This window comes from Lolliginicoccus lacisalsi, assembly GCF_014841105.1.
In the GTDB taxonomy this organism is placed as follows: Bacteria; Actinomycetota; Actinomycetes; order Mycobacteriales; family Mycobacteriaceae; genus Lolliginicoccus; species Lolliginicoccus lacisalsi.
Window position 1 is genome coordinate 22261 of record NZ_JACYWE010000010.1, and the last position, 12314, is coordinate 34574.

A 12314-nucleotide genomic window follows, 5' to 3' on the forward strand; every position below is an offset into this window, starting at 1 on the left:
TCGCGGGGTCGGCACACGGTAGGTCTGAACAGGTTAGGTCTGCACAAGGTGTGGCAACCAGGAAGGCGTGAACGTGGCACACGGTAGTCGGCGTCGGATTGCGCGACGGACTGGGCTAGCGGCGACTCTCGGTATCGCTGCCGTGCTCCTTTCGGGCTGCTCCATCGACAATACGGTCCTTCGATTCGGCTGGCCCTCGGGCATTACCCCGCAGGCCACGATGATGCGCGAGTTGTGGACATGGTCGGTGGTCGCTGCTCTCGTAATGGGTGTACTGGTCTGGGGGCTTACCTTCTGGACAGTGGTGTTCCACCGCAAGAAGAAGGGCGACCCTGACTTCCCGCGGCAAACGGGCTACAACGTGCCCCTTGAGCTGCTCTACACGGCAGTGCCCTTCATCATCATCGCGGTGCTGTTCTACTTCACCGTCGTTGTGCAGAACTACGTCAACGACAAGGAGCACGGCGAGGCCGACGTCGTCGTTGACGTCACCGCCTACCAGTGGAACTGGAAGTTCGGCTACCGCACCATCGACATGGGCGACGGCACCCCGAGCTACGACGGCGCCGATCCCGATGGTGGTCCCCAGCTCGGCGCAACGGGCGACGAGGGTGACGACGACCACGGCGGCAATGTCGGTCGCATCCATGGCAACGAGCGCGGCGAGCTCGACTACCTCAGCTACAACACCATCGAGACCCTCGGCTCGAGCGAGGAGATCCCCGTCCTCGTGCTCCCCACCAACCGGCGCATCGAGTTCGTCCTTGCCTCCGCCGATGTTGTCCACTCCTTCTGGGTGCCCGAGTTCCTCTTCAAGCGCGACGTCCTCCCCAACCCCGAAGCAAACCGCTCCGACTTCTCCTTCCAGGTCAGCGAGATCGAGGAGGAAGGAGCATTCGTCGGGCGCTGCGCCGAGATGTGCGGCACCTACCACTCGATGATGAACTTCGAGGTCCGCGCAGTGAGCCCCGAGCGTTTCGCGGAGTACATCGAGCTGCGCAAGCCCACCGTCGACGGCGGCCAGGGCCTCTCCAACGCCGAGGCGCTCGAAGCCATCGGCGAGGAGCCCCTATCCATCAGCACCGTGCCCTTCAACACGCAGCGAGAGGCACAGACCGCGATCCCCTTCCGTTCCGGCAACTGACGCCCCCGCACTGAACAAGGACGTGTTCTGACATGAAGATCGAAGCCAAGCTCTTCGAGCTGCTCACGGTGTTCTTCTTCCTCACCGCCATCCTGTACGGCGTGTTCACCTACACCTCCCGCGCCGGGCTGGAATGGGCCGGGCTCACCGCGATCGTGCTCACTGCGGGCCTGACCCTCATCATCGGCACCTATTTCCGGTTCGTCGCGCGACGCATCGACACTCGTCCCGAGGACTACGAGGAAGCAGACATCGAGGACGGCACCGGCGACCTCGGATTCTTCAGCCCCGGCAGCTACTGGCCCGTGCTGCTCGCGCTCTCCGCCGCACTGGCAGGCATCGCGGTCGCCTTCTTCTACATGTGGCTGATCGTGGTCGCAGCAGTGATCATCCTCGTCGCTACCGCCGGACTCGTCTTCGAGTACCACTGGGGCCCCGAGAAGCACTGATTACCACGGGCGCAGCTCTACACAGCACCAAAGCCCCGCAGCGCAGCTCTCGACAGCGCAGCCCTCGACAGCGCAACCCTCGACAGCGCCAAAGCCCTTGACAGCGCCAAAGCCCTCCAGCGCAAGACCCACCGCGCTGGAGGGCTTTGCTGTGCTCACAGGGATTGCTGTGGTGGCTTTGCTGTGGTGGCTTGTGGCGCCGACTGGCGGGCAAGCTGGTGCCGCGAGGCGGGCAGGCTGGTGCCGCGAGGCGGGCAGGCTGGTGCCGCGAGGGGCGGCAATGCTCTGATGCGCTGATGCGCGGATGAGCCGCTTGCTTCAGGCCGCGACCGATGTTCACTCGGGAGGCATCCGCGCTGCGCGGCCGGCAAGCCCTTCGAGGCCGTCGCTGCCGCTTTCTCGCGCACATGCCCTCAGCCTCTCGGCGCTCCAGGCTGCCTTGATCCACCTCGTCCTCGCCCCTGCTCCCTTCAGGAGCGCTCTACGCGGGTCCAGAATGGAGCGCACGCCGGACGCCAGGCTGGAACGCATCTGCGGCCAGGTTGGTTGTACGCACGCAGCTTTGCTCTGGTTCGGTAGAACGCGTCTCGGGCCCCGTAACCCACGTGCAGTCTCGCCGAGGGAGCCGAGGGATCGGCCGAGTGCCGCCAGGTTTGGGGGCCGGATGTCGGTAGATCTCAGCCGCTGGCCAACAAAAGCACTGGATACGGCCAAACGCGATAGGAAATTGGCGCGATAGAAGGGGCCGGATATCGCGTTTGCAGCTTGGGCTCGGTCGAGAGGGCGGGCCAGCGCCCGAGCGCCGCGCCTGCGCCGCAAGCCCGCGCCGCGCCGCGCCTGCGCCGCGAGACCGCGCCGCGCCCCGACGCCGCGCCAGTGGAAACTTCCCCCGCTGACACCGGGAAAAGTCTCCACTCACGGACGAGAAGACGACCGATCTGCCTCCGAACCCTGGGCGGCGGGCGACGAGCCTCACCGGCCACCGTGCATGCGCAACGACGAGCCTGACCGGCCACCGTGCATGCGCAAGGGCGAAGGCCCCCGGGAGGGATTCCCGGGGGCCTTCGCGTGGAGCTCGTGCGGCGCTCGGTAGGACCGTGCGGCGCTAGCTAGCTAGGACCGATCAGTGATCGTCCTCGCCCTTCTCGATACCGCGCTGCTGTAGCGCGCGGAGCGCCTGGGCCTGCCTGAGATGGGCCTCGTGCTCCTCGTGCTCGAGCAGCTCGCGCTCGTCGGACGGGTCCGCGGTGAGCAGGCTGCCGGAACCTGGGGCTCCTGCGGCACCGAGCTGGTTCATCCGCTTGGGGATCGCCGCGCCCTGGTAGGGGAGCGGGATGGGATGTCCATGCTCGTCGACTGGGCCGAGCGGCTGGTGCAGCTCGATGTACTCGCCGTGCGGCAGGCGCGTGATGATGCCCGTCTCGATGCCATGCTCGAGCACCTTGCGGTCGGAGCGCTGAAGGGCGATGCACCAGCGGTAGGTGATGATGTACACCACTGGCGGCAGCACGATCAGGCCGAGGCGACCGAGCCAGGTGGTCGCGTTCAGAGAGATATGGAACTTGAACGCGATGATGTCGTTCATGGCCATGAGGAACAGCACGGCGTAGAACGCGAGCGCCATCGCGCCGAGCGAGGTGCGCACAGGCACGTCGCGCGGACGCTGCAGGATGTTGTGGTGCACATCATCCTTGGTGAGCTTCGCCTCGATGAACGGATAGGTGAACAGCAGCGCGAAGACGATTCCGAGAATGACGGCGACGCCGACCACCGATGGGATCAGGTAGTTGCCGATGTAGATGTCCCACGCGGGCCAGATGCGCGCCATTCCTTCGGTGAAGAACATGTAGAAGTCCGGCTGGGATCCCGCTGAGATCTGGGAGGCATTGTATGGCCCGAGGTTCCAGATGGCGTTGATCTGCAGGAAGCCACTCATCAGGGCGAGGATGCCGAAGATGATGCCGAAGAAGCCACCCGCCTTGACACCGAACACCGGGAGGACCCGGACGCCGACGACGTTGTTCTCAGTGCGGCCGGGGCCGGGGAACTGGGTGTGCTTCTGGTACCACACCAGCGCGAGGTGCGCTGCGATCAGCGCGAGCAGGAGCCCTGGAATGAGCAGGATGTGCGCGACGTAGAGCCTGGCGATGATCAGCTCGCCAGGGAACTCGCCACCAAACACGAACCAGTGGATCCAGGTCCCGACCACGGGCAGCGACAGCATGATCGCGGAGGTGATGCGAAGGCCGATGCCGGAGAGCAGGTCGTCGGGGAGGGTGTAGCCCATGAAGCCCTCGGCGATGGTGAGGACCAAGATCATGGAACCGATGACCCAGTTCGCCTCGCGTGGCTTGCGGAATCCGCCGGTGAAGAACACGCGCAGCAGGTGCAGGATGATCGATGCCGCGAACAGCAGCGCCGCCCAGTGGTGAAGTTGCCGCACGAACAGGCCGCCGCGGACCTCGAACGAGATCTGGAGGGCCGTCTCGTAGGCGCGAGACATCTCGACGCCGCGCAACGGCTGGTAGGGGCCCTCGTAGATCACGTGCGCGAGCGACGGGTCGAAGAACAACGTCAAGTACACGCCGGTGACGAGGAGGATGACGAAGCTGTAGAGCGCGACCTCGCCGAGCAAGAAGGACCAGTGGGTGGGGAACACCTTGTTCATCTGGCGGCGCATGCCTGCGGCCATGCGGTACCGCTGGTCCATGTTGGTGGCGGCCTTGGCCGCTTCCTTGTTAGCGCGATCCTGTATCGCTTGACTCGTGCTCATGATTCACGCTCCCCGAGGTCTGGGATCTCCGTGTAGTTGGGCCGTTCCCAGAAGGCCGGTCCGACGGGCTCGATGAAGCCGCCGCGTGCTACGAGGAAGCCTTCCTCGTCCACAGTGATCGGAAGCTGGGGGAGCGCTCGGGTCGCCGGACCGAACACGGGCTTGGCGTACTGGAGCGCATCAAACTGCGACTGGTGGCAGGGGCACAGGATTCGCTGCGTCTGCTGCTCGTACAGTGAGGTCGGGCAGGCAAGGTGGGTGCAGATCTTCGAGTAGGCGAAGTAGTCGCCGTAGTTGAAGTCTTCCTGGCCCTGTCGCTTGACGACTCGCGCGGTGTCGGAGCTGCGCAGGCGGATCAGCATGACCGGCGCGTACTGGTGGCGCAGGGAGTAGCGCAGCTTGTAGAGGTCGCCGCGCCATTCCTCCTTGAAGGGGAAGACAGTTTCCATCGCGCCGGCGTCGAGGTCCTCGGCCCGGACGAGAACGATGTCGTCGATGCGACCGGTGTCGCGCCGCAGGTAGACGGTCTGGCCCGGGTAGTCGGGATCCCATGGGGAAGTCCACAGCGGTGAATCATCGCCGTCGGCCCACGGGTTCTTCACCATGCCGCCGGCGAGAGCGACGGGCGCGGCGACCGCGAAGGTGCCGACACCGAAGATCGCCGACAGCTTGATCATGTTGCGGCGACCGATGGTGGAGGTGTCGTAGGCGTCCTTGAGCAGGGCGACAGAGGTCTTCTGGTCGACCGCGTCGGAGGGACCGTCGTGGCGCTGCTGGACGGCGATCTCCTCGGGGATCATCTTCTTCGCGATCAGCACCGCGGCGATGCCGATGCTGAGGATCGCCATGCCGAAGGTGAGCCCGTAGAGCGGAGTGGCCCAGTTGTAGAGGTTGTAGCCCTCCTCGCCGAGGCTCTTGTGCTCCCACGGCCAGAAGAGGAACACCGCGATGAAGGCCAGTGCGGAGAGCCCCGAGAGGGCGAACCAGAACGCGATCTGGCGCTCCGCGCGCTTCTCCGCCTTGGTGCCCTTCGCGGGCCAGCGGTTGCGGCGGAAGATGACGTCTACGTCATCGAGGTTGGTGCCGAGCCGCGCTAGCTCTTCCTGGCTCATGCTGGCCAGTTCTTCCTCCGAGGGATTCTTGTTCCCTGGAGTGTTCCGGTCAGCGTTGCTCATGACCTTGCTCCGATCCACATCGTGGCGCCGACGACCACTGAGATTCCGAGTACCCAGATCGTCATGCCCTCCGAGACTGGGCCGAACCCGCCGAGGCCGTAGCCTCCGGGGTTGCGGGTCTCCTGAACGGACTTGACGAACGCGATGATGTCTTGCTTGTCCTCGGGCGTTAGCTGGCGATCCGAGAACTTCGGCATGTTCTGCGGGCCGGTCAGCATGGCGGTGTAGATGTCGGGCTCGGGGACGCCGACGAGCGAGGGTGCCCACTTGCCGGACGAGAGGGCCCCGCCCTGGCCGGTGAAGTTGTGGCAGGAGGCGCAGTTCTGGCGCCACAGCTCGCCGCCGCGGGCGGGATCGTTGCCGCGCAGCGAGGCAGTGGCTACTTCGCCGCCGGCATCGCGTGGTACGACAGGACCGCCACCGTTGGCCTGGATGTAGGCACCGAGGGCGTCGATCTGGCGCTCCTCGAACTTGGGGATCTTCCGCATTGCCTGGGCCTCGTTGCGCATGGCAGGCATGCGGCCGGAGGCGACCTGGAAGTACACGGATGCCTCGCCCACGCCGATCAGGCTGGGGCCGCGGTCAGCGACGCCCTGGAGGTTGACGCCGTGGCAGGTGACGCAGGACACGTCGTAGATCTGCTTGCCCTCGCGGATCAGCGCGGCGCTGTCCTCGTTGGCGGTCGCGACATGCGCATCCGGGGTGATCGCCGCGGCGAACAGGCCCGCGCCGGTGAGTCCAGCAAGGAGCAGCGCGGCTCCGGTGGCGCGGCGGCGCAGCTTGCGCGCGCGGCGGGAGCGGCGAGGCGGTGTGCCGGCCTGCGCGGCCGGCGCTACTGCCTCCCCGCCGGGGGCATCGGCTGGGGGTGGAGGAGATGAGCTCATCGAGATCCCTTTGGTGATGGGGGACGGGCTGGACGGGGCTGGCGCTGTGTGGTCGCTACTGGATGAAGTAGATCGTCGCGAACAGTGCGATCCACACGATGTCCACGAAGTGCCAGTAGTAGGAGACCACGATCGCGGCGGTTGCCTGAGCAGGCGTGAACTTGCTCATGGTGGTCCGCGCGATGATGTACAGGAACGCGATGAGGCCGCCGATCACGTGCAGACCGTGGAAGCCGGTGGTCATGTAGAACACCGAGCCGTACACGCTGCTCGAGATCGTGGTGCCGGTGTGCACGAGCTCGTAATACTCGTAGCCCTGGCCCACGACGAAGAACAGGCCCATGAGGAAGCTGATGTAGTACCACTTCCGCAGGCCGAACACGTCGCCACGTTCCGCCGCGAACACACCCATCTGGCACGTGAACGATGACAGCACCAGCACGGTGGTGATCATCAGTGCGAAGGGGATGTTGAGATGCGTGGGTGGTGGCGGCCACTCGGTGGCCTGGGCCTTCGACACGAAGTACATCGCGAAGAGGCCGGCGAAGAACATGAGCTCGCTTGACAGCCACACGATCGTGCCCACGCTGACCATGTTTGGGCGGTTCAGCGAGTGCACACGTTGTGTGATTGCCGTTCCTGAGTTCCCTACTGCGCTCGTCACACTTGGAAGTATGACGTCTCGTCGTACTAAACGTGCAGCCGGGTCCTGATTTGGGTTGATGTTGGCATCGTTTTCCCAGTTGGTGGACGTCTGCTTGCTGCCGATTCGGGCCCGCGGCGTGTCGCGTAGGCTGGTCCGCGAGCACCGCGAGGTGCGTGCCGAGAGTCTCGCGGAGGAGCGTGGCGCGATGCTGGATCGCCTGCTGGCCCGGTGGCGCCGCCGGGCTGCCGAGCCCCTTGATCCGGATGCTGATGATCTAGTGCTCGTGGCGGGCACGCGCGATCCAGCGGTATCGGTCGTGGATCTCATCGAGTCGTCCCCGCGCTGGAGCCCGGGCGATCAAGGAGTGCTGCGGTTCGATCTCGCGGTACCGGGAAGGCGGGCCGAGGCTGTCGTGGAGGCGCTCGCGGCCGAGGGCTATTCCCTCCGGACTGCCGAGGACGCCGCGCAGGAGGTGGTCACGGTGCAGCGCGTGGGCGTGATCACGGGGCTGTGGTGCGCACAGGAGGGCTCGAGGATGGCGAGCCTGCTGTCGCGGCACGGTGGCGATGTGCTCGGCTGGGAAGCGTGGCAGCGCGCTGGCTGAGCTGCGCCGGATCAGATCGGCATTGGGGGCAATGGCGCCGGCCATCGGCCGCAACCGCACTACGATGTCCTCGACGCTGCACCCCGCGACCTTAAAGACTCCGCGACCCGAGACGAGGGATACTGACGGGACACTGGACACTCCGGCCCTGGCATGGCCGACCGTGCTGGAGGCCCTTACCTCCCGCAGTGACCTGCCCGCGGAGGCGACCGCATGGGCGATGGACGAGATCATGTCGGACCGGGCGACCCCGGCGCAGATCGCGGCGTTCGGCGTGGCGATGAAGATGAAGGGCCCGACGTCTGTGGAACTGAGTGGACTCGCGTCGGGGATGCTCGCGCACGCGCGCCGGGTCGAGGACTGCACCGACGCGGTCGACATCGTGGGCACGGGCGGTGACAAGTCGAACACGGTCAATATCTCGACGATGTCCGCGATCGTGGTGGCCGCCACCGGCATCAACGTGGTCAAGCATGGCAACCGGGCGGCATCGTCGCGCAGTGGCGGCGCCGACGTGCTGGAGGCGCTGGGCATCCGCATCAATCTCGGCCCGGAGGAAGTGGCTCGGAGCGTCCGGGAGGTGGGCATCGGTTTCTGCTTCGCACCGGTGTTCCACCCGGCCTACCGGTTCGCGGGCGCGCCGCGCCGCGAGATCGGGATCCCGACCGTGTTCAACGTGCTGGGGCCCTTGACGAACCCTGCGCAGCCGCGTGCCGGGCTGGTGGGTTGCGCGTTCCCGGGCCTGCTGCCGGTGCTGGCGGGGGTATTCGCGGACCGGGGGAGCTCAGTGCTGGTGGTGCGGGGCGATGACGGCCTCGATGAGATCACCACGACCACCACGACCACGATGCAGGTGGTCGTTGATGGGACTGTGCGGCAGGAGAGCTTCGATCCGGCCCGTGTGGGCATCGAGCGCTCGCAGCCGGGCGACCTGACAGGCGGGGACGCCGAGGACAACGCGGAGATCGCGCGGCGGATGCTCGCTGGCGAGAAGTCCGCGGTGCGCGATGCGGTGGTGCTGAACTCCGCTGCCGCGGTGGCGGCGTACAAGGGCGTGCGCGGGGATGTGCACGAGGCGATCGGCGAGGCGATGCGGGAGGTCGAGGCGGCCATCGATGGTGGTGCGGCCGCGACGTTGCTGCATGCGTGGGCGGACTGGACCCAGCGGGCGTAGCACGAGTGGACCGGGGCCCGGCGCGGCTAGTTGAGTGCGTTGGGGCTGTCAGTCCCCAAGGGAGAACGCAGCCTCGACATCGCTGCTCGCGTACTGCTTGAACGCGATCTGGGTGCTGCTCGACCGCACCCCGGGGATCTTGGTGATGCGCTCGGTGACAACATGCGCGATCTGCTCGTGGTCCCCGACCCGGAGGATCGCGATGAGATCGATGTCGCCCGCGCACGAGTAGACCTCGGAGACTCCAGGCAGGTCAGCGACGGCCTGCGCGGTCTCGGGAATGCTGTGCGGATCGGTGTGGATCAGGACTATCGCGGTGATCATGCTGTGAGGGTATCCGTTCGGCGATCCGGGCGGAGCAGCTGGTCGCGGCGCGCGCCGGTGCGTGCCTGCTGGCACCAGTCGGCGTGCTGGGCGGCCCCGCGCGCGGGCTGATGGAACCCGTGGCTCGTTGTGACTATGCGGGTGCCTGGAGTGTCGAGCCAGGCGAGGAGGAGCGCGATCTCCTCGGGATGGGTTCCTTCGAGCGGCTCCTCATTGGGAATCGTGGTCTCGGCTGCTGCCTGAAGGTGCTCGGCGACGAGTAGGGGCGAGGTGCCCTGGCGCGCGACGCCAGCCGCGGCCAGGCGGCCGCGCCGGATGACCACGATCTCCCAGCCGCGTTGCCCGTCGGGGCGCCCGACAACCATCTCATCGATGCGGATCAGCGAGGCAAGGCGCTGGCTGCGGTGCAATGCCAGGCCGAGGTTGGCCGCGCGGTCGCGCAGGCGTGCCGCGGTCTCGAACTTCTCGGCGGCGGCGAGTTGCTCGAGCTGCTGGCGCAGCTCGTCGAGGACGGTGTTGTCGTGCCCGGCGATGGTGGCGCGCGCATGGTCGGTGATCTCTGCGTAGCCGGACGCGACGAGGCTCCCGTGCCTGGAGGCGGCGCACGGCGAGGCGCTGGTGGTGCCGCAGTCGGCGGGGTGGATGGCTGTGGCGCCGAGTCGTGCGCGGCAGGTGCGGAGCCCGAGCCCGGTCGCGAGGGCCTCGGCTGCTTCCTGGGCATTGGCGCGGCTCGAGAATGGGCCGATGGAGGGCACGCGAGCGGTGCGGGCGACCACGAGGCGGGGGAACGCCTCGTCAGTGAGGCTGATCCACCAGGCACGCCGGGGGCTCGTGGACCGGCGATTGTAGGGCGGACTCGTGGCGGCGAGCAGGCGCAGCTCGCGGACCCCGGCCTCGATGGTGTGCGAGCAGGGGATGTGGTCGACCCGCGTGGCGAGCGCGATCATCTCGCGCATCGCGGTCCGTTTCTCGGATCCGGTGAAGTAGCTGCGCACGCGCTTGCGCAGGTTGCTCGATGTCCCGATGTAGAGGGGCTCGTCGGATGGTCCGCGAAAGATGTAGACGCCGGGCCCGTCCGGCAGGTCATCGGCGAGGGTTCGCTTCGCGCGCACGGTGCTCGGGACGCGCGGGTAGTACTGCTCGAGCTCGTCGAGTGTCTGCACGCCCTGGTTGCCGACGCGCTCGAGCAGGGCGTGGAAGACGTCAACAGTGGCGCGGGCGTCGTCGAGCGCGCGGTGCGTGGGCGAGTTGGGCACATTGAAGTGCGCGGCGAGCGCGGAGAGCTTGGCCGATGGGGCTCCCCCCCGGTCGAGGATGCGGCGGGCGAGGACCACCGTGCAGAGCGCCCGGGGGAATGGCCAGTCGAACGAGAGGCGTGCGGCGGCGGCGCGGAGGAAGCCAGTATCGAAGCGGGCGTTGTGCGCGACGAGGACGCAGCCGCGGGCGAACTCGAGGAACGCGGGGAGCACCTCGCTGATGGGGGGCGCCTCGCGCACCATGGCAGTGGTGATGCCGGTGAGCTCGATGATGTAGGGCGGTATCTCCCGCTGGGGATTGACGAGGGTGGCGAACTCGCCGATGCGTGCGCCGCCGCGCACCTTGACCGCACCGATCTCGGTGATGGAGTCGTTCTCGGGGCTGCCACCGGTTGTCTCGAGGTCCACGATGACAAAAGTGGTGTCGCGCAGTGTGTCCTCGAGCTCGGGGAGGCTCATCTGGCCTGGTGGCAAGGTCGGTGGGGTGGGCACGCCGGACAGCGTAGTCACAGGGTCCGACAGTCCTGTCGAGGGGCGGGGGAGACCGCGCGACGCGCCGGGACGCCAAGTGAGAGAAGGCCCACAGGTTTTTCTCAGTGTGCGTGGCATCTCGCTGGATCCGGCTTGCCCAGAAAGGCAAGGTTCGCTATGCGATCACGTGCTAGCGCCCTGTTGCCAGCCATTTTAGTTGTTGGCCAGGGCATTCATCCCATGATTCACCTGCAGTGGGGCAGGTTAAGAGGGACCTTGGGGACACTGGCGCCCGATGCGGGCTCACTGGCGGGGGCGACGCGGCCGGCAATCGCGCTGACCGTGGGTTATGCGCGAAATCAGCGGCGTGGCAAGCGTTACCAGAAGCGAGTGTGATCTATACCACAAGGGCGGATCGCCGTGGAGGTCGTGGACGAAGCCGAGTCCATTTCGTAATCTTTTCGAGACACAGCGGAGTCCTGCCGACCCGACCGGGATGGCGCCGCTCTCAACACCGCTTAATCGCGTGGCACCCGACCGCCACGCGAACCGGGGAACCACCGTTACGTGGGGTGAATCCCACGCTGGACAGCGATCCCGCGTGGGTAGGGCAATCTTCCAGGCCCGAACCCGTCAGCTAACTCGGTCAGCGGAACCAGGAAGAAACGGAGAACCATCACTATGGCCACCACGTCGCTCAAGCGGACCGTTCGAAACGCAGTCGCCGCCGGAGTACTTTCCGCCGGAGTCATCGCGATTCCCGCCGCGCCCGCCATGGCAGCGCCCGTGACCATCCCCGGCATCGGCACCTTCGACGTCCCGGACCACCTCGCGATCCCCACCAACTTCGAAGTCCCGGTCATCGAGGTCCCGCAGATCCCGAACCTCCCGCAGATCCAGGCCCCGAACTTCGCGCCGCAGCACATCGCTGCCCCGTTCTCGCGTGGCAACCAGGTCGCTGACATCGCGCTGACCAAGGTTGGCTCCCCCTACGTGTGGGGCGCGAGCGGGCCGAACGCCTTTGACTGCTCCGGGCTCGTCCAGTGGGCGCACAGCCAGGCCGGCATCAACGTGCCGCGCACCAGCCAGCAGCAGGTCAGCGCCGGCATTCCCGTCGCCTACAACGACCTGCAGCGCGGCGACGTCATCGGCTTCTACGGAGGCGCCTCGCACGTGGGCATCTACATCGGCAACGGCCAGGTCGTGCACGCGCTGAACTCCTCGTCGCCCGTCCGCGTCGATCCCGTCAGCATGATGCCGTTCCACAGCGCGCGTCGCTACGCGTGATCCCTAGCTAGCGCAGGGAACCACCGCGATGGGCGGGAGCCACGGCTCCCGCCCATTAGCGCGCGTGGTGGACGAATGGACACCACGCGAGCAGGATCGTAATCTCATCGAGATGCAACGGGGGAGG

11 protein-coding genes and 1 riboswitch are annotated in these 12314 nt (G+C 66.7%); of the genes, 5 read left to right on the forward strand and 6 right to left on the reverse strand.

Annotated elements, in window-relative coordinates; translation table 11 throughout:
* Positions 1 to 67 precede the first annotated feature (67 nt).
* Together ctaC and HT102_RS14605 are read left to right on the forward strand one after the other, a co-directional pair.
* Positions 68 to 1144 carry an aa3-type cytochrome oxidase subunit II gene (ctaC, locus tag HT102_RS14600; RefSeq protein WP_192040180.1) on the forward strand — a complete coding sequence of 359 codons (1077 nt, stop codon included), beginning with the start codon at positions 68 to 70 and terminating at the stop codon, positions 1142 to 1144.
* 32 nt (positions 1145 to 1176) lie between these two features.
* The gene (locus tag HT102_RS14605) at positions 1177 to 1593 is read left to right on the forward strand and encodes a cytochrome c oxidase subunit 4 (RefSeq protein ID WP_192040181.1); all 417 of its coding nucleotides are present in this window, start codon (positions 1177 to 1179) and stop codon (positions 1591 to 1593) included.
* A 1123-nt stretch (positions 1594 to 2716) separates the two neighbouring features.
* On the opposite strand, the gene qcrB is transcribed toward HT102_RS14605, so the two are convergent.
* The 4 genes from qcrB to ctaE are packed head-to-tail and all read right to left on the reverse strand — an operon-like array spanning position 2717 to position 7089.
* Positions 2717 to 4366: a cytochrome bc1 complex cytochrome b subunit gene (qcrB, locus tag HT102_RS14610; RefSeq protein ID WP_192040182.1), complete on the reverse strand. Its 1650-nt coding sequence runs from the start codon at positions 4364 to 4366 to the stop codon at positions 2717 to 2719.
* A complete protein-coding gene (gene qcrA / locus HT102_RS14615; protein WP_192040183.1) occupies positions 4363 to 5541 on the reverse strand; it encodes a cytochrome bc1 complex Rieske iron-sulfur subunit in 1179 nt (392 codons plus the stop codon). Before qcrA ends, qcrB begins: the two co-directional genes overlap by 4 nt.
* Positions 5538 to 6425: a cytochrome bc1 complex diheme cytochrome c subunit gene (gene qcrC / locus HT102_RS14620; RefSeq protein WP_192040184.1), complete on the reverse strand. Its 888-nt coding sequence runs from the start codon at positions 6423 to 6425 to the stop codon at positions 5538 to 5540. Before qcrC ends, qcrA begins: the two co-directional genes overlap by 4 nt.
* A gap of 55 nt (positions 6426 to 6480) precedes the next feature.
* On the reverse strand, positions 6481 to 7089 hold the full coding sequence (gene ctaE / locus HT102_RS14625; RefSeq protein WP_192040185.1) for an aa3-type cytochrome oxidase subunit III: 609 nt from the start codon (positions 7087 to 7089) through the stop codon (positions 6481 to 6483).
* A gap of 118 nt (positions 7090 to 7207) precedes the next feature.
* Here ctaE and HT102_RS14630 point away from each other — a divergent pair, with 118 nt between their 5' ends.
* Entirely contained in the window at positions 7208 to 7675 is a 468-nt protein-coding gene (locus tag HT102_RS14630; protein WP_192040186.1) for a hypothetical protein, read from the forward strand.
* A 64-nt stretch (positions 7676 to 7739) separates the two neighbouring features.
* Positions 7740 to 8849 carry an anthranilate phosphoribosyltransferase gene (gene trpD, locus HT102_RS14635; protein WP_192040265.1) on the forward strand — a complete coding sequence of 370 codons (1110 nt, stop codon included), beginning with the start codon at positions 7740 to 7742 and terminating at the stop codon, positions 8847 to 8849.
* A 48-nt stretch (positions 8850 to 8897) separates the two neighbouring features.
* On the opposite strand, the gene HT102_RS14640 is transcribed toward trpD, so the two are convergent.
* Both HT102_RS14640 and HT102_RS14645 read right to left on the reverse strand, forming a co-directional pair.
* A complete protein-coding gene (locus HT102_RS14640) occupies positions 8898 to 9173 on the reverse strand; it encodes an Lrp/AsnC family transcriptional regulator (RefSeq protein ID WP_192040187.1) in 276 nt (91 codons plus the stop codon).
* Positions 9170 to 10888: a DEDD exonuclease domain-containing protein gene (locus HT102_RS14645; RefSeq protein ID WP_192040266.1), complete on the reverse strand. Its 1719-nt coding sequence runs from the start codon at positions 10886 to 10888 to the stop codon at positions 9170 to 9172. Before HT102_RS14645 ends, HT102_RS14640 begins: the two co-directional genes overlap by 4 nt.
* A gap of 517 nt (positions 10889 to 11405) precedes the next feature.
* A riboswitch (cyclic di-AMP (ydaO/yuaA leader) is annotated at positions 11406 to 11567 on the forward strand.
* Between the two features lie 14 nt (positions 11568 to 11581).
* On the opposite strand from HT102_RS14645, the gene HT102_RS14650 reads away from it, so the two are divergent.
* Complete coding sequence (locus tag HT102_RS14650) at positions 11582 to 12187, forward strand: C40 family peptidase (protein ID WP_192040188.1); 606 nt, start codon at positions 11582 to 11584, stop codon at positions 12185 to 12187.
* The last annotated feature ends 127 nt before the right edge of the window (positions 12188 to 12314 follow it).

Coding starts and splice junctions, on each gene's coding strand:
- HT102_RS14650 (WP_192040188.1), top strand. CDS start 11,582: ATGGCCACCACGTCGCTCAAGCGGACCGTTCGAAACGCAGTCGCCGCC.
- HT102_RS14605 (WP_192040181.1), top strand. CDS start 1,177: ATGAAGATCGAAGCCAAGCTCTTCGAGCTGCTCACGGTGTTCTTCTTC.
- trpD (WP_192040265.1), top strand. CDS start 7,740: ATGTCCTCGACGCTGCACCCCGCGACCTTAAAGACTCCGCGACCCGAG.
- qcrA (WP_192040183.1), bottom strand. CDS start 5,541: ATGAGCAACGCTGACCGGAACACTCCAGGGAACAAGAATCCCTCGGAG.
- qcrC (WP_192040184.1), bottom strand. CDS start 6,425: ATGAGCTCATCTCCTCCACCCCCAGCCGATGCCCCCGGCGGGGAGGCA.
- qcrB (WP_192040182.1), bottom strand. CDS start 4,366: ATGAGCACGAGTCAAGCGATACAGGATCGCGCTAACAAGGAAGCGGCC.
- HT102_RS14640 (WP_192040187.1), bottom strand. CDS start 9,173: ATGATCACCGCGATAGTCCTGATCCACACCGATCCGCACAGCATTCCC.
- HT102_RS14645 (WP_192040266.1), bottom strand. CDS start 10,888: ATGAGCCTCCCCGAGCTCGAGGACACACTGCGCGACACCACTTTTGTC.